Source organism: Saccharopolyspora gloriosae, from assembly GCF_014203325.1.
Lineage (GTDB): Bacteria > Actinomycetota > Actinomycetes > Mycobacteriales > Pseudonocardiaceae > Saccharopolyspora_C > Saccharopolyspora_C gloriosae.
The window spans coordinates 6,636,225-6,653,235 of the sequence record NZ_JACHIV010000001.1 but is presented as its reverse complement, the minus strand read 5'-3'; the positions used below and the strand labels follow the sequence as shown (position 1 = coordinate 6,653,235).

Annotated in this window: 13 protein-coding genes; 2 read left to right on the top strand and 11 right to left on the bottom strand. The window is 70.6% G+C overall.

Annotation, left to right across the window (positions count from 1 at the left end; genetic code table 11):
* Window positions 1–17: 17 nt before the first annotated feature.
* A complete protein-coding gene (gene clpB, locus BJ969_RS28920) occupies window positions 18–2,600 on the bottom strand; it encodes an ATP-dependent chaperone ClpB (protein WP_184484271.1) in 2,583 nt (860 codons plus the stop codon).
* A 298-nt stretch (window positions 2,601–2,898) separates the two neighbouring features.
* On the opposite strand from clpB, the gene BJ969_RS28915 reads away from it, so the two are divergent.
* Window positions 2,899–4,494 carry an alanine/glycine:cation symporter family protein gene (locus tag BJ969_RS28915; protein ID WP_184484269.1) on the top strand — a complete coding sequence of 532 codons (1,596 nt, stop codon included), beginning with the start codon at window positions 2,899–2,901 and terminating at the stop codon, window positions 4,492–4,494.
* A 72-nt stretch (window positions 4,495–4,566) separates the two neighbouring features.
* Here the strand turns inward: BJ969_RS28915 and BJ969_RS28910 are convergent, their stop codons facing one another.
* The 5 genes from BJ969_RS28910 to BJ969_RS28890 form a co-directional block, all read right to left on the bottom strand.
* Window positions 4,567–5,400, bottom strand: a complete 834-nt coding sequence (locus tag BJ969_RS28910; RefSeq protein WP_184484267.1) for a YceI family protein — start codon at window positions 5,398–5,400, stop codon at window positions 4,567–4,569.
* Between the two features lie 2 nt (window positions 5,401–5,402).
* Entirely contained in the window at window positions 5,403–7,913 is a 2,511-nt protein-coding gene (locus BJ969_RS28905; protein WP_246458545.1) for an MFS transporter, read from the bottom strand.
* Window positions 7,914–8,029: 116 nt separating this feature from the next.
* Window positions 8,030–8,584, bottom strand: a complete 555-nt coding sequence (locus BJ969_RS28900) for a MarR family transcriptional regulator (protein ID WP_184484263.1) — start codon at window positions 8,582–8,584, stop codon at window positions 8,030–8,032.
* 193 nt (window positions 8,585–8,777) lie between these two features.
* Window positions 8,778–9,272: a MarR family winged helix-turn-helix transcriptional regulator gene (locus tag BJ969_RS28895; RefSeq protein ID WP_343071652.1), complete on the bottom strand. Its 495-nt coding sequence runs from the start codon at window positions 9,270–9,272 to the stop codon at window positions 8,778–8,780.
* Between the two features lie 123 nt (window positions 9,273–9,395).
* Complete coding sequence (locus BJ969_RS28890; protein ID WP_425503590.1) at window positions 9,396–10,097, bottom strand: pyridoxamine 5'-phosphate oxidase family protein; 702 nt, start codon at window positions 10,095–10,097, stop codon at window positions 9,396–9,398.
* A gap of 299 nt (window positions 10,098–10,396) precedes the next feature.
* On the opposite strand from BJ969_RS28890, the gene BJ969_RS28885 reads away from it, so the two are divergent.
* Window positions 10,397–11,497, top strand: coding sequence for a globin domain-containing protein (locus tag BJ969_RS28885; RefSeq protein WP_184484259.1), 1,101 nt, complete (start codon window positions 10,397–10,399; stop codon window positions 11,495–11,497).
* Between the two features lie 46 nt (window positions 11,498–11,543).
* Here the strand turns inward: BJ969_RS28885 and BJ969_RS28880 are convergent, their stop codons facing one another.
* From BJ969_RS28880 to BJ969_RS28860, 5 genes are all read right to left on the bottom strand, one after another.
* Window positions 11,544–12,008 carry a heat shock protein transcriptional repressor HspR gene (locus BJ969_RS28880; protein WP_184484257.1) on the bottom strand — a complete coding sequence of 155 codons (465 nt, stop codon included), beginning with the start codon at window positions 12,006–12,008 and terminating at the stop codon, window positions 11,544–11,546.
* Window positions 12,009–12,010: 2 nt separating this feature from the next.
* Entirely contained in the window at window positions 12,011–13,219 is a 1,209-nt protein-coding gene (dnaJ, locus tag BJ969_RS28875) for a molecular chaperone DnaJ (RefSeq protein ID WP_184484255.1), read from the bottom strand.
* A 151-nt stretch (window positions 13,220–13,370) separates the two neighbouring features.
* Complete coding sequence (gene grpE / locus BJ969_RS28870; protein ID WP_343071651.1) at window positions 13,371–14,093, bottom strand: nucleotide exchange factor GrpE; 723 nt, start codon at window positions 14,091–14,093, stop codon at window positions 13,371–13,373.
* Complete coding sequence (gene dnaK, locus BJ969_RS28865; RefSeq protein WP_184484253.1) at window positions 14,090–15,976, bottom strand: molecular chaperone DnaK; 1,887 nt, start codon at window positions 15,974–15,976, stop codon at window positions 14,090–14,092. The genes grpE and dnaK overlap by 4 nt, the downstream gene beginning before the upstream one ends.
* A 244-nt stretch (window positions 15,977–16,220) precedes the next feature.
* Window positions 16,221–16,994 (bottom strand): DUF4097 family beta strand repeat-containing protein, encoded by a 774-nt coding sequence (locus tag BJ969_RS28860; protein ID WP_184484251.1) that lies wholly within the window; start codon window positions 16,992–16,994, stop codon window positions 16,221–16,223.
* Between the last annotated feature and the right edge of the window lie 17 nt (window positions 16,995–17,011).

Here is a 17,011-nt window from a genome sequence, read left to right as displayed (position 1 = left end):
GCGCCACCGCCCGCCGGTCAGGCCGGGCCGACCGTGAGGGCCGAGTTGTCGTCGGCCACGTCGACCAGCACCTTGTCGCCGTCGCGGACCTCGCCCGCCAGCAGCTGCTTCGCCAGCTGGTCACCGATCGCCGACTGCACCAGCCGCCGCAGCGGCCGGGCGCCGAAGACCGGGTCGAAACCGTTGAGCGCCAACCAGTCCCGCGCCGCGGGCCGCACGTCCAAGGTCAGCCGCCGCTCGCTCAACCGCTGCGCCAGCCGCTCCACCTGGATGTCCACGATGGACGTCAGCTCCTCGGTGTTGAGCGAGTGGAACACCACCATGTCGTCGAGCCGGTTCAGGAACTCCGGCTTGAACTGGCGGCGCACCACCGAGAGCACCGCGTCGTCGCGCTCCTGCTCGGACAGGTTCGGGTCGGCGATGGCCTGCGACCCGAGGTTCGAGGTGAGCACCAGGATCGTGTTCCGGAAGTCCACCGTGCGGCCCTGGCCGTCGGTGAGCCTGCCGTCGTCGAGCGCCTGCAGCAGCACGTCGAACACGTCGGGGTGCGCCTTCTCCACCTCGTCGAACAGCACCACCGAGTACGGCCTGCGCCGCACCGACTCGGTGAGCTGCCCGCCCTGGTCGTAGCCGACGTAGCCGGGCGGGGCGCCGACCAGGCGGGCCACCGAGTGCTTCTCGGAGTACTCGCTCATGTCGATGCGGATCATCGCCCGCTCGTCGTCGAACAGGAACCCGGCGAGCGCCTTCGCCAGTTCCGTCTTGCCGACGCCGGTGGGCCCGAGGAACAGGAACGAGCCGGTGGGCCGGTCCGGGTCGGCGACGCCGGCGCGGGTGCGGCGCACCGCGTCGGACACGGCGCGCACCGCCTCGGCCTGGCCGACGACGCGCCGCTCCAGCTCGTCCTCCATGCGCAGCAGCTTCGCCGTCTCGCCTTCGAGCAGCCGACCGGCGGGGATGCCGGTCCAGGAGCTGACCACGTCGGCGACGTCGTCGGGCGTGACCTCCTCCTGCAGCATCGCCTTGCGCTCGCTCTGCGCTTCGGTGGCGGCGGCGAGCTCCTTCTCCAGCGCGGGGATGCGGCCGTAGCGCAGCTCGGCGGCCTTGCCGAGGTCGCCGTCGCGCTCGGCCCGGTCGGACTCGCCGCGCAGCTGCTCCAGCTGCGTCTTGAGGTCGCGGACCTTGTCGATGGACTCCTTCTCGCCCTGCCAGCGGGCGGTGAGCCCGGAGAGCTGCTCGCGCCGGTCGGCGAGTTCGCCGCGCAGGGTGGCGAGCCGGTCGACGGAGGCGGCGTCGGACTCCTTGGCCAGCGCCATCTCCTCGATCTCCAGGCGGCGCACCGCGCGCTCCACCTCGTCGATCTCCACCGGTCGCGAGTCGATCTCCATGCGCAGCCGGGACGCGGCCTCGTCGACGAGGTCGATGGCCTTGTCCGGCAGGAACCGCGCCGTGATGTAGCGGTCCGAGAGCGTCGCGGCCGCCACCAGCGCGCCGTCGGTGATGCGCACGCCGTGGTGCACCTCGTAGCGCTCCTTGAGCCCGCGCAGGATGGCCACGGCGTCCTGCGGGGTGGGCTCGCCGACCATGACCTGCTGGAAGCGGCGTTCCAGCGCGGCGTCGGTCTCGATGTGCTCGCGGTACTCGTCGAGCGTGGTCGCTCCGACCATGCGGAGTTCGCCGCGCGCCAGCATCGGCTTGATCATGTTCCCCGCGTCCATGGCGCCCTCGCCGGTGGCACCGGCGCCGACGATGGTGTGCAGCTCGTCGATGAACGTGACGACCTCACCGGCGGAGTCGGTGATCTCCTTGAGCACGGCCTTGAGCCGCTCCTCGAACTCGCCGCGGTACTTCGCGCCCGCGATCATCGAGCCGAGGTCGAGCGCGACGACGCGCTTGCCGCGCAGGGATTCCGGCACGTCGCCGGCGATGATGCGCTGCGCGAGGCCTTCGACGATGGCCGTCTTGCCGACGCCGGGTTCACCGATGAGCACCGGGTTGTTCTTGGTCCGCCGGGACAGCACCTGCACGACGCGGCGGATCTCGGAGTCGCGGCCGATCACCGGGTCCAGGTCGCCGTTGCGGGCGCGGTCGGTGAGGTCCTGGCCGTACTTCTCCAGGGCTTTGAAGGTGCCCTCCGGGTCCGGGCTGGAGACCCGCGCGGAGCCGCGCACCTCGGTGAACGCCTCGCGCAGCGCGTCCGGGGTGGCGCCGTGCCTGCGCAGCAGGTCGCCGACCTGCCCGCCTTCGGCGGCGAGCCCCACCAGCAGGTGCTCGGCGGAGACGTAGTCGTCGCCCATCTCGGTCGCGAGGTGCTGGGCGTGGGTCACCGCCTTGAGCGCGTCCCGGGACAGCTGCGGCGCGGAGACCGTGGAGCCGGAGGCGGCGGGCAGCGCGTTGATCAGCCCTTCCACCTCGCGGCGGACCTCCGCGGGGTCGGCCTCGACCGCGCGGAGCAGGGGTGCGGCGATGCCGTCGCCCTGCGCGAGCAGGGCACCGAGCAGCCGGGCCGGACCGACGTCCGGGTTTCCGGCCACCGTGGCGGCCTGCGCCGCCGAGGAGATCGCCTGCTGGGTCTTGGTCGTCGGGTTGAAAGCGTCCATTCCTCCACCTCGCCAGGGCATCGCTCGCGAGACACCATGCTCGCGCCGAACCTCCGTCGTGCACACCCGCCACAAGCCCCGGCTCGACGAGATCGAGGACTCCGGCAGGAAAGTTGAGCCTACTTCGCTCAAGCTTACATCCTTTTCGCGCCGTGAGCGGCACTTCGGCCGCGCGCCTCGATGCGCTCGCCCGTTCGGTCGAACTTCGATCACTCTCAGTCTCAAATCAGGTGTCAATTGGCGAGTGAATCCCCTAAAAGCATTGAGCCTTGAATGTCCGATTGCCTAACTTTCCGCCATGCCACCCGCATTCGGCTCGTCGTTCACGAGCCCACCCGCGCACACCGACGTGCTCGCCGCTGAAAGCGGCCCCCTCTCCACCCTCGAGGACACGATCAACACCGTCTTCGAACCGATCTCCGACGGGTTCTCGAACCTCGTGTTCGGCGAGCTCACGCTGTTCGGCGTCACGTTCCCGTGGATCGTGGCCTGGCTCGCGATCGCCGCGGCCGTGTTCACCGTCGCCTTCGGCTTCATCCAGTTCCGCTCGCTCGGGCTGTCGGTCGCGCTGCTGCGCGGCAAGTACTCGCGCGACGACGACCCCGGCGAGATCACGCACTTCCAAGCGCTGTCCTCGGCGGTGTCGGCCACCGTCGGGCTGGGCAACATCGCGGGCGTGGGTGTGGCGGTCACCGTCGGCGGCGCCGGCGCCACCTTCTGGATGATCGTGTGCGGCCTGCTCGGCATGTGCACGAAGTTCGTGGAGTGCACCCTCGGCGTGAAGTACCGGGAGATCCACGAGGACGGCACCGTCTCCGGCGGACCGATGCACTACCTGCCCAAGGGCCTGGCCGAGCGGTTCCCCGGCGGCCTAGGCGCCCGCCTCGGCAAGGTGCTCGCGGTGATCACCGCGATCATGATCCTGTTCTTCGGGATCGCCGGCGGCAACATGTTCCAGGCGAACCAGACCTTCGCGCAGCTGCGCAACGTCACCGGCGGCGACGAGGGCTGGCTCGCCAGCGACGGCGCGGCCCTGGTGTTCGGCGTCGTGCTCGCCACGCTGATCGGCGTGGTCATCATCGGCGGCATCAAGTCCATCGGCGCCGTCACCAGCAAGCTCGTGCCCGCGATGGCGATCATCTACGTGAGCGCCTGCCTGGTCGTGATCGGCGTCAACATCACCTCGGTCCCGGCCGCGTTCGGCGAGATCATCAGCGGCGCCTTCACCCCCGCCGCCGGGCTCGGCGGCGCGATCGGCGTGCTCATCATCGGCTTCCAGCGCGCCGCGTTCTCCAACGAGGCCGGACTGGGCTCGTCGTCGATCGCGCACTCCGCGGTCAAGACCCGCCACCCGGTCACCGAGGGCTTCGTCGCGCTGCTGGAGCCGTTCGTCGACACCGTGATCGTCTGCACCATGACGGCGCTGACCATCGTCATCGCGAAGACGGAGTTCTGGACCAGCGCGCAGCAGGACGTCCTCAACGGCGGTGAGGCCCCGGACGGCGTCATCGTCACCTCCGACGCGTTCGCCACCGTGCTGCCGTGGTTCCCGTACGTGCTGACGCTGGCCGTGGCGCTGTTCGCGATCTCCACGATCATCACCTGGGGCTACTACGGCCAGCGCGCCTGGCTGTTCCTGTTCGGCAAGAGCAAGGCGAAGGAGATCACCTACAACGTGATCTTCTGCATCAGCACCGTGATCGGCTCGGTGCTGACGCTGACCAGCGTGCTGAACTTCGCCGACGCGGTGCTGTTCGCGCTGGCCCTGTTCAACATCATCGGCCTGTACCTGCTGCTGCCGGTGGTGAAGCGGGAGCTCAAGAGCTTCCGCGAGAAGCTGCGCACCGGCGAGGTCGCCCCGGTCGAGCGGGAGGAAGCGGAGAAGATCGGCTGACGTCCGCCGCCCGACGACACGAGGGGCCGTCCGCCGTGGTGGCGGACGGCCCCTCTCGTGGTGGGTGGTGCGTCAGTCCTGCTGGACGGCCTGGATGTCGATGTCGACCCGCAGCGTCGTGCCGATCGCGGCGATGCCGGTGCGCAGCGCCTGGTTGAACGTCATCGCGAAGTCCTCCCGCCGCAACTCGGTGGTCGCCGAGGCGGAGGCGCGGGAACCGCCCCACGGGTCCGGGCCGACGCCCGCGTAGTGCGTGTCCAGCACCACCGGCTTGGTCACGCCGCACAGCGTGAGGTCCCCGGTGAGCTCCCAGCGCTCGCCGCCGGCGGGCCGCAGCCCGGTGCCGGTGAAGGTGATCTCCGGATACCGCTCGACGTCGAGGAAGTCCGCGTGGCGCAGGTGCGCGTCGCGCTGCGCGTTGGCGGTGTCGACGCTGGCCGCGTCGATCCGCACCGACACGCCCGTCGTCTCGATCGGGTCGCCGATCGACACGTCGCCGCTGAACTCGGTGAACCGCCCGTGGATGCTGGTGATGCCGAGGTGGCGGGCGCTGACCCGGATCGACGAGTGCACCGGGTCGATCTCCCACCGCCCCGGCGCGGGCGGTTCGGTGCCCCCGGCCCGGCGCAGTTCGAGCACGCCGAGCGCGGCGTCCTGCCCGCCGCGCACCAGCGCGGTGCGGGCGACGGGTTCGTAGCCGAGCGTGGAGACGATCGCGGTGTAGGAGCCGGGCGCGATCCCGGTGGCGACGGCCACGCCGTCCTCCCCGCTCTGCGCCCGCGCCGCCTGCGCGCCGCCGCCGTCGATGAGCGTCAGCGCCGCTCCCGGCACCGGCCAGCCGTCCCCGGTGCGCACGGTCGCCGTCACGGCGCCCACGTCGCTGTTGCCGTCCTGGACCGCGGTCATGCTCAGTACCCCAACTCGACGTCGTGCGTGGTGCGCTGCCCGTCGAGCCGCAGCGGCGTCGCGACCGGCGGGTAGCCGGTGGCGATGACCGTGTAGTCGCCGTCGGGCAGGTCGGTGAACGCGTAGGTGCCGTCGGCGTCGGTCGTGACCGCCGTGACGACCTCGCCGCTCGCGTCGAGCAGCGTGACCCGCGCGTCCGGCACCGGGTGGCCGAGGTTCGCCGAGCGCACGACGCCGGTCAGCGCCGCACCGGTCCGCAGCGCCACGTCGAGCGCGGTGGATTCGCCGTCGGCGACGACCACGGGGGTCGCGACGGGGCGGAACCCTTCGGCGGTCGCGGTCAGCGCGTAGGAGCCGCCGACGAGGTCGGTGAACGCGTACCGCCCGTCCTCACCGGTGGCGTTGGAGCCCACGACCTCACCGCGCAGGTCGGTGAGCACCACGGTGGCGCCGCCGATCTCGCGGTCCCCGCAGCGCACGACGCCCGCGACTCCGCCGGAGCCGAACATCCGCACGTCGTGGCGCACCGGCCGGTCGCCGACCACCACCATCGAGGCGGTCGGCTGGTAGGTGCCCGCCGCGGCGATGAGCACGTAGGTGCCGCCGCGGGCGAGGTCGAGCCGGTAGCCGCCGTCGTGGTCGGTGCGGGCTCGTTCGACCTGCCTGCCGAGCGAGTCGGTGAGCGTCAGCACCACCCCGGCGACGGGATTGCCCGAGGAGTCCTGCGCCGAGCCGTGCACGAACAGTCCGCTGCCGTCGGCGCCGCCGTCGGCGAGGTCGCCGGCCAGGTGGCGTCCCGCGGAGCCGTGGCCGTTCGACGCGGGCGTCGTTGACCAGGGGCGGGAGTGGTTGCCCACAGAGTTGTCCACAGGCTCGCCGAAGTGTGGGGCGCCCGCGTGCGGCACCCCCGCAAGCTGCGCGGAACCACTCTGGCGAGTGAGCGTCGCGGTCTGCTGCCCGACCGAGTTGTCCACAGGAAGCGGTTGGTTGTCCACAGTTTCGGCCAGCACTTCGTCCTGGGATTCGATGGTCCTGCGCAGCGGGACCTCCTTGATGAACACCACGGCCAGCAAGGTGATCACCGAGATGCAGGCGGAGACGAAGAAGATGTCCCCGATGGCGTCGCCGTAGGCGGCGCGCACGACCTCCTGCATCGGGCCGGGCAGCGCGCCGACGTCCAGCGAACCGCTGCCCCCGCCCGTCCCGGTGGGCACGCCCATCTTGGCGAGGCCCTCGTTGACGTAGTCGGTGACCCGCGCGGCCAGCACCGCGCCGAGCACGGACACGCCCGCCGAGCCGCCCAACGTGCGGAAGAACGTGACGACCGAGGTCACCGAACCGACGTTCTTGCCGGTGGTGACGTTCTGCACGGTCAGCACCAGGTTCTGCATCAGCGAACCGACGCCGATGCCCATCATCGCCAGGTACACGCCGACGAGCACCAGGTTCGTCGTGTGGTCCATGGTCGCGAGCAGACCCATGCCCGCCACCAGCACGATGGAGCCGAAGATCAGGAACGGCTTCACCTTGCCGCTGCCGCGGGAGATGATCTGCCCGGAGATGGTGGAGGACAGGAACAGCCCCAGCACCATCGGCAGCGTCATCAGCCCGGCGTGGGTCGGGCTGAAGCTGCGGGCGATCTGGAAGTACTGCCCGAGGAACACCGACCCGCCGAACATGGCGGTGCCGACCGCGATGGTGCCGATGGTCGCCAGCGTCACCGTGGGGTTGCGGAACATGCTCAGCGGCACGATCGGTTCGGGGAACTTCGACTCGATGATCACCGCGATGATCAGCGCGAGCACCCCGCCGCCGACGTAGGCCGCGGTCTCCGGCGAGGCCCAGGGGAACTGCTTGCCCGCCAGCGAGACCCACACCAGCAGCAGGCTCACCCCGCCGACCAGGAACAGCGCGCCGAACCAGTCGATGCGCACCGGCCGCTTGATCACCGGGAGCTTCAGCGTGCGGCCGAGCACGATGAACGCGATCACCGCGATCGGCACGGTCACCCAGAAGCACCAGCGCCAGCCGAGCCAGGAGGTGTCCACGATGAGCCCGCCGACCAGCGGACCGCTGACGGTGGCCACCGCGAAGGTCGCGCCGATGTAGCCGCTGTAGCGACCGCGCTCACGCGGCGAGACCATGGCGGCGATCACGACCTGGATCAGCGCCTGCAACCCGCCCATGCCGATGCCCTGCACGGCGCGGAACCCGATGAGCTGCGGCATCGTCTGCGCGAAGCCGCCCAGCACCGAGCCGACGGTGAACACGGTGATCGCGATCTGGTACAGCATCTTCTTGCTGAACAGGTCGGAGAGCTTGCCCCAGATCGGGGTGGAGGCCGTGGAGGTCAGCAGCATCGCCGTGACCACCCAGGTGTACTGGCTCTGGCTGCCGCCGAGGTCGGCGAGGATGCGCGGCAGCGCGTTGGACACGATGGTCGAGCTCAGGATGGCGACCAGCAGCGCCAGCATGAGCCCGGACATGGCCTCCAGGATCTGGCGATGCGTCATCGGCGAGTCGGAGGCGACCTGGTGGCGACCGCCGTCCTGTCCTGCGTCGGAGCGGCCGAGCGAGCGGCCGGTCGATGCTGAGCTCGCCGGCGCGGCTTCGCCGATCGTCGAGCGGGTCATCGAATTCCTTTCTGCGACGACGCAGCGGAGCGTCGGTCATCGGCGGGCACCGGCCGGGCGACGGCCAGGTGCGAAGTGTCGGCGTGCGGCGCCTGGTGCTCGGGCAGCACCGCGCGACGGATGTCGGCGGCGGCGACGTCGAGCAGTTCGGCCAGGTCGCGCACTTTCGTCTCGTCCCAGTCGCGCAGCGCGTCGCTGAGCCACTCGGCACGGTGTTGTTCGATGCGGGCCAGCGCCTGCTCGCCTTCCTCGGTGGCGCGCAGCAGTGAGACCCGGCGGTCCTGGGGGTCGGCGCGACGGCTGATCAGCCCGGCTTGTTCGAGCTGGGAGACCTGCCTGCTGACCACGGAGGCGTCCACGACGCGGTGCGCCGCGAGGTCGGAGGCTCGTGACTCCCCGCAGTGCACGAGCTCGCCGAGCAGTCCGGTCGCCGCGTAGGGCAGATCGGTCTGGGCGTGTTGGTTGAGGGTCTGCACCGCGACCTGCTTGAGGCCCATCAGCGCACGGAGGGGCCGCAGCAGTTCGCTGCACGTCTCCGGTGTCGGTCCCACGAGCCACTCCTTTAGTTGCTGCACGCAACTATAATTATGTTAGTTGCAGAAGGCAACTTACTGGGGAGTGGCACGCGCCACCGCGGCCGGCAGGGAGAACCAGGCGCCCGCCGCTCGCGCACGGGCCGACAGAACGGTGTGGCGCGGACCGCCCCGAAGGCACCCGGCCGCGGCGGAATCGACGTCGCCGCGCTCAGAACATCCGGTTGAGCTGGGCCAGCAGGCGGGAGAGGTCTTGGAGGTCCGTGGTGGACCAGTGCGCGAACTCGCCGTGCATGTGCTTGCGCCGCTGCTTGCGGACCTGGGCCAGCCGCGAACGCCCGGACGCGGACAGCTGGATGCGCCGGGCCCGGCCGTCGTCCGGGTCCGGCACGCGTTCCAGCAGGTCCAGCTCCACGAGCGTCGCGATCTGCCTGCTCACCGTCGACTTGTCCAGGCCGGTGCGGTCGGCGACGTCCATGCCGCGCAGCGAGCCCGCGTCGTCGACCATCAGCAGCAGGCTGTAGGAGGCCGGGTCGAGGTCGGGGTGCACCTGCGAGGCCACCGTCATCGAGAAGTTGCGGGCGCGCCGGAACATCATCACCAGTTCGCGTTCGACCGCTTCGGCCGCGCCTCGCCGTTCCCGGTCCTGCGTCCTGCCGGAGCTCGTGGCCGGACCGTCCGCCGGCGCCTCGATCCGCTCGATCACGGCACTCTCCGCCCGCCGTCGGTGCATGTGGCGCGATGCTTCCCGCGCCCCACCAGTGTCCCTAGGGCTCGGTGCCCCGTTCCCCAGGGGTGGGCCTCCCGGCGCGGAGCACTCGCCGCGGGGTCACTTCGAGACGAAGTAGTGCCCGGCTTTGCGCTGCGGGTCGTCCGTGCCCCAGCTGCGCTTGCGCAGCACCGGGACCATCCGCGGGATGTGCTTGCGGCAGTGGATGTAGGCCTCTTCGACCTCGACGACCACCCAGCGCTCGGGAGTCCGGCCGCGGTCGAACTCCACGGGCAGGTCGGGGTGCAGTTCGCGCAGCTCGGCGTCTTCGACGATCCGCGCGGCGCCGTTGACGTGCAGTCCGATCAGGTCCTCGGCGAAGTCGACCATGAGGATGCCGATGTGCGGGTTCTCGCTGATGTTGCCGAGGCTCGCGAGCACGCCGTTGCCGCGGTACTCGGGGTAGGCGAGGTGGCGGTCGTCGAGGACCTCGATGAAGCCGGGCGGTCCGGCGCGGAGGCTGGAGTCGCACTCCCCGTGCCCGTCGGCGGTGGCCACGAACGCCATCTCCATGCGGCCGATGAACTCGCGCATCCGGTCGTTGAGGTGGTCGAGGACCTGGTCATCGTAGAAGCGCCGGGCCCGCTTCTCGGTCCCGTAGGCGTTCTGCAGCAGGTGCTCGCCCGCGGATCCGGGCAGGTCGGCCGCGTCCCGCTCATCGGCGTCCGGGCCGGGGTGGCTCGGCTCGCGCCGGAACGCTTCGTCCGCGCCGGCTCCGGCGGAGTCCGCAGCGGCATAGGCGGTGTCAGTTTCGGGGCGCACGCGCACACAGTGTCATGCGCACCGTGAGATCCACACCATCAGATGCAGGTTTCCCCGCTACATATCCAGGATGATCGACCGGGAGTAGTCGAAACGCCCGCAAAAGTGGCATCAATAGTGTGAAAGCACGACGAGGCGTTATGGTCCTGCACGTCGGGGGACATCAAATGCCAGCAGCAGTGTGCACCTGACCGGATGCCACCCGACTTCGTGGAGACCACGACCGAACCATGTCAGCGAACGCCGTACTGAGCCCAGGGCCCCGCCCGAACCGGCCGACGCCGGAACGCGCGAGCCAGATGGTCCACTTGATCCGGGAAAGCTGGGCGGGTGTCGAGGCGCGCTCCGACGAGGTGGCCCGGTTCTTCTACGCGATGCTGTTCAGCATCGCGCCGAACACCCGCGAGCTGTTCGCCGCCAACATGGAATCCCAGCGCGACCGGCTGATGCGGGCGCTGGTGCACATCATCCAGATGATCGACCGCCCCGACGACCTGCTGCCCTTCCTGCACCAGCTCGGCCGGGACCACCGCAAGTTCGGCGTGGTCTCGGCGCACTACGAGGCGGTGGGCACCGCGCTGCTCGCGGCGATCAAGAAGCACTCCGGCACGCACTGGACCCAGCAGGTCGAACGGGCCTGGGCCGAGGCGTACACCGTGCTGGCCACCGCGATGATCAGCGCGGCCAACGAGGACAACGGGCCCGCCTGGTACGACGGCGAGGTCATCGGCCACACCCGGCTGACCCGCGACCTGGCGGTGATCCGGGTGCAGACCGACTACCCGGTGCCTTACCACCCCGGGCAGTACGTCAGCGTCGAAGTGCCTCAGCGCCCGCGGCTGTGGCGCTACCTGACCCCCGCGAACCAGCCGGGCGACGACGGCGTCCTGGAGTTCCACGTCCGCACTGTGGACGGCGGCTGGGTCAGCCGCGCGCTGGTCGGGCACGCCCAGCGCGGCGACCGGTGGCGCATCGGCTCACCGATGGGGCAGTTGCACGTGGACCGCGAGAACGAGCGGGACGTGCTGATGATCGCCGGGGGCACCGGGCTCGCGCCGATGCGGTCGATCGTCGAGGACTTGGCGCAGTACGGCGAGAACCCGCAGGTCCGGCTGTACTACGGGGGCCGCACCCGCGAGGACCTCTACGACCTGGCGAACCTGCAGCGGGTGGCGATGACCAATCCGTGGTTCACGGTGACCCCGGTGCTGGAGGACGACCAGGCCGCCACCGGCGCCGAGCAGGGCACGCTCGCCGAAGCGGTGGCCCGCCACGACTGGTCCCGGCACGAGGTGCTCATCAGCGGCTCGCCCGCGATGGTCCGGGCCACGGTCTCGAAACTGCTGGTCACGGGGGTTCCGCTGGACCAGATCCACTACGACCCGTTCGCGCTGGACTGACGAGCGCCCCGCCGTCGCTCGGGCGAGCACGGCGGGGCGCTGTTCGTCAGCGGCGGCGGGAGTCCGGCTTCCAGACGACCAGGGCCGTTTCCTGGTGCACCGGCACCAGGTCCCGGCGGTACGAGGCGTGGACCCGGGCCGCGGTCTGCTCGACCGACGCGTAGGCGGCGGTGAGTTCGTCCATCAGGCCCTGCACCTTGTCGCGCAGCGCGTCGACCTCGTTCTCCAGCTCGATGATGCGCTTGATCCCGGCGAGGTTGACGCCTTCCTCCTGGGACAGCCGTTGCACTTCGCGCAGCAGCGCGATGTCCCGCGCCGAGTAGCGCCGCCCGCCCGCCGGGGTGCGGCCCGGTGAGACCAGGCCGAGCCGGTCGTAGCTGCGCAGCGTCTGGGCGTGCAACCCGGAGAGCTCCGCGGCCACGGAGATCACGAACACCGGTGAGTCCTCGTTGGCCCCTGGTGGGAAACCGATCGTCACGTTCAGCCGAGCGCTGCGTGGACCGTCACCCATGCCTACCTCCCGAGCAGCTCGTCCCACTCCGCACGCGGATCGTGCTCCGCCGTGGCCTCCGCGTAGGACCGCAGCGCCTCGGCCGCCGAATCGTCCAAAGTGGACGGAACGACGACCTGCAGGGTGACCAGCAGGTCACCGCTGCCGGTCTTCCGGCCCACGCCCTTGCCACGCACCCGCAGCGTCCGCCCGCTTGCGGTACCGGGCTGCACCTTCAGCGAGACCTTCCCGTCGAGGGTCGGCACGGTCAAAGTAGTGCCCAGCGCCAGCTCGGGGAAGGTCACCGGAACGGTCACCGTGAGATCATCACCGGATCGTCCGAACACCCGGTGCGCGTTGACGTGCACGACCACAAAAAGGTCGCCGCCCGCCGCGCCGTTGCGCCCCGGCTCGCCCTGACCGGCCAGCCTGATGCGCTGCCCGTCGTTGACGCCGGCCGGGATGCGCACGGTCAACGTGCGGGACCGGGTGGCGACGCCCTCGCCCCGGCAGTCCGGGCACGGGTCGTCGATGATCTGCCCCTTGCCGCGGCAGTCCGGGCAGGGCTCGCTGAACGCGAACGCCCCCTGGTTGCGGGTCACCAGACCCGCGCCGGAGCAGGTGCTGCAGGTGCGCGGCCGGGTACCGGCCTTCGCTCCCGAGCCGTGGCAGGTCAGGCAGGTGGCCGGGCTGGACAGCCGCAGCGGCACCGTCGCGCCGCGCACCGCCTCGGCGAAGTCGATGCGGACCTCGGTCTCGACGTCCGCGCCGCGCTGCGGCCTGCTCGCGGTGGACCCGCCACCGCGGCGGCCCGCGCCGCCACCGCCGAACAACCCGCCGAACAGGTCGCCGAGCCCGCCCGCGCCCGCTCCGGCGCCACCGGGCCGAGGCCCGCCGCCGCCGAACAGGTCACCCAGGTCGAACCCGCCCGCGCCACCGGCGCCGGCTCCGGAGCCGAAGCCCCCGAACCCGCCTTGACCGCCGCCGAAGCCGCTGCCGAACAGGCGGCGCGCCTCGTCGTACTGCTTGCGCTTCTCCGGGTCGGACAGCACCCCGTACGCCTCGGAGACGGCTTTGAACTTCGATTCGGCCTTGCTGTTGCCGGGGTTGGCGTCGGGGTGGTTCTCCCGCGCCAGCTTCCGGTAGGCCTTCTTGATCTCGTCGGTCGTCGCGTCGGACGAAACGCCCAGCTCGCCGTAGAAGTCCTTGTCGAGCCATTCCCTGGCACTCACCGGGCGCCCCTCCTCTCACTTCGCTGCCGTCCCGCACCGGCGTGCGGTGCGGGTGCGGACCCGACCCCGCCCGGCCATGACCGGGCGAGGCCACGCGGAACGCGACCTCCCGTGCTGGTGACGTCGCGTTCCGCCGAGCGGGGTCGTGGTCTCACTGTGCCGCGTCCTCGCCGGTCTCGGCACCGCTCTCCGGCGGTGCCGCGGCTTCGGGTTCGTGGTCGGTGACCGCGACCATCGCCGGCCGCAGCACCCGGTCGCCGAACCGGTAGCCGCGACGCATGACGGTCGTGACGGTCGGCCCCGAGACCTCCGGAGAGGTCGTGTGCTGGACCGCCTCGTGCACCGACGGGTCGAACTCGTCGCCTTCCCGGCCGAACGACTCCAAGCCCGCGTTGGTCAGCGAACCCGTCAGCTTGTCGGCCACCGACTTGAACGCGCCGGTGAGGTCGCCGTGCGACTCGGCGCGCTCCAGGTCGTCGAGCACGGTGAGCAGGTCACCGGCGACCGACGCCTTGGCGGCGCTGACCACCGACTCCCGATCGCGCTCGACGCGCCTGCGGTAGTTGGCGTACTCGGCCGTGACCCGCTTGAGGTCCTCGGTGAGTTCGTCGACCTGCTTGCGCAGGCCCGAATCCGCACCGTCGGCGTCGGCTTCCTCCGGCGCGCCCTCGACGGACGTGCCTTCGGCGACCTTGGCCAGTTCCTCGTCCAGCGTGCCGGACATGCTCTCTGCCACCTGCCCCTGCTCGGTGGCGGCCCGGGGTTCACCGGTCTGCGGATCGATCCGCCTGCGGTCCCGGACCACCACCGGCTCCTGCTCGCCGTCCTGCGGCGACTGCTGCCGGTCGGAGTTGCCTGAGCTCTCGGAGGTCACTTCTTCTTCTTTTCGTCCTCGTCGTCCACGATCTCGGCGTCGACCACGTCGTCGGCTCCACCGCTGGTGGCACCGGCTCCGGCGGTCGCGCCCGCGTCACCGGCGGCACCCGCGGCACCGGCGGCGCCCGCGGCCTCCGCACCGGCGTCGGCGTAGAGGGCCTGGCCCAGCGCCTGCGACTCGGTGGCGAGCTTCTCCACCGCGGCCTTGATGGCGGCGACGTCCTCGCCCTTGAGCGATTCCTTGACCTCGTCGACGGCCGACTTGACCTTGGTCTTGGTCTCCTCGGGCAGCTGCTCGTCGTTGTCGGTCAGGACCTTCTCGGTCTGGTAGACGAGCGTCTCGGCCTGGTTGCGGGACTCGGCCTCTTCGCGGCGCTGCTTGTCCTCGTCAGCGTGGGCCTCCGCGTCGGAGACCATCCGGTCGATGTCCTCCTTCGGCAGCGCGGAGCCGCCGGTGATGGTCATCGACTGCTCCTTGCCGGTGCCGAGGTCCTTCGCGTTGACGTGCACGATGCCGTTGGCGTCGATGTCGAAGGACACCTCGATCTGCGGCACCCCGCGCGGCGACGGCGGCAGGCCGGTCAGCTCGAACATGCCGAGCTTCTTGTTGTGCGCCGCGATCTCGCGCTCGCCCTGGAAGACCTGGATCTGCACGGACGGCTGGTTGTCGTCGGCCGTCGTGAAGGTCTCGGAGCGCTTCGTCGGGATCGTGGTGTTGCGCTCGATCAGCTTGGTCATGATGCCGCCCTTGGTCTCGATGCCCAGGGACAGCGGGGTGACGTCCAGCAGCAGGACGTCCTTGACCTCACCGCGCAGCACACCGGCCTGCAGGGCGGCGCCGACGGCGACGACCTCGTCCGGGTTCACGCCCTTGTTCGGCTCGCGGCCGTCGGTGAGCTCCTTGACCAGGTCCGTCACGGCGGGCATCCGGGTGGAACCACCGACGAGCACGACGTGGTCGACGTCGGCGATCTTCACGCCCGCGTCGCGCACCACGGCCTCGAACGGCTTGCGGGTGCGCTCCAGCAGGTCGGAGGTGATCCGCTGGAACTCCGCACGGGACAGCGTCTCGTCGAGGAACATCGGGTTCTTCTCGGAGTCCACCGTGATGTACGGCAGGTTGATGTTGGCCGTGGAGGAGCTGGAGAGCTCGATCTTGGCCTTCTCCGCGGCTTCCTTGATCCGCTGCAAGGCCATCTTGTCCTTGGTCAGATCGATGCCGTTGGAGTTCTTGAACTTGTCGACCAGCCAGTCGACGATGCGCTCGTCCCAGTCGTCACCACCGAGGTGGTTGTCGCCGCTGGTGGCGCGGACCTCGACGACGCCTTCGCCGATCTCCAGCAGCGACACGTCGAACGTGCCGCCACCGAGGTCGAAGACCAGGATCGTCTGTTCCTTCTCGCCCTTGTCCAGGCCGTAGGCCAGCGCGGCGGCCGTCGGCTCGTTGACGATGCGCAGCACGTTGAGCCCGGCGATCTGGCCGGCCTCCTTGGTGGCCTGCCGCTGGGCGTCCTCGAAGTAGGCCGGGACGGTGATCACGGCGTCGGTGACGTCGTCGCCCAGGTAGGCCTCGGCGTCGCGCTTGAGCTTCATCAGCACTCGCGCGCTGATCTCCTGCGGCGTGTACGCCTTGTCGTCGATGGACGTCTTCCAGTCGGTGCCCATGTGGCGCTTGACCGACCGGATGGTGCGGTCGACGTTCGTCACCGCCTGGTTCTTCGCCGGCTGCCCGGTGAGGATCTCGCCGTTCTTCGCGAAGGCGACGATGGACGGCGTCGTCCGCGAGCCCTCGGAGTTGGCGATGACCGTCGATTCACCGCCTTCGAGGACGGAAACGACGGAGTTGGTCGTCCCCAGGTCGATACCGACCGCTCGCGACATGGATGGTTCCTCCTGCTCCTTGCTCATGCGCCCAGGACCCGATAGTCCGTTGAGCCTTGCCGACTCAAGTTTTACCGGCACCCATCGGCAGCCGTCAAACCGGGTTGAGCGCGAGTCGCTCAATGTTTCTGCCTGGACAACGGCTGAGCTGCACGGGAAGTTCCCGAGAAGCGGGATCGATCGATCGGACGCGCACGGCGCGACCGCCGAGCGCCCCGAACGGAAACGGACGAAACCGGCAGGCTCAGTGGCCGACCTCGATGGAGCCGGTGCCGGTGCTCAGCTCCAGCAGCCGCGGCGAGTTCGGATCGGTGTCCACGTCGACGTCGCGCGACCCGGTCCCGGTGTCGGCGGTGACCCGGTACGCCTCGTCCGGCACGTCCAGCTCGATACCACCGGTCCCGGTGCTCGCCCGCACGACGCGGGGCCCGGTCAGCTCCAGGTCGATCGCCCCGCTGTCGGCGCCCACCACGATGCTGCCACCGGCCAGGCGCTCGCCGTCGATCCCGCCGCTGCCGGTCGTCACGTCCACGTCGCCGTCGAGGTCGCGCAGCTCGATCCCGCCGGAGGAACCGCGCACCCGCACCGGCCCGCTCACCTCCGAGATCGCCACCGACCCCGCGGCGGTCTCGACGTCCACCGACTCCATCCCGGCGACCTCGAGCGATCCCGCGTCACCGGCGCCCGTCACGGGCACCGGAGCGGGCAGCACGACCTCGTAGTCGATCGAGCAGCCGGAACCGCAGCCGGGCAGCACGAGCGCGCCGTCCTCGACCCGGTGGCTGCGGTCGTCGTCGCCGCCCAACCAGTTGCGCGCCCGTTCCCGCACCTCGGCCCGAGCGCCGGGTTCGTGCCGGATGCGCACCTCGCCGCTCGACTCGGCGAGCCGCACCTCGGTGATGCCGGGCAGCGCGGTGACGACCTCCCGGCCACCCTGATCGCCCCAGCCCCAGCTCACGGCCGTGCCCGCCACCAGCAGGCAGGCCGCACCGGCCACCGCGAGACCCGTCCGCACCATGCTCGTTCCCCCTAGTT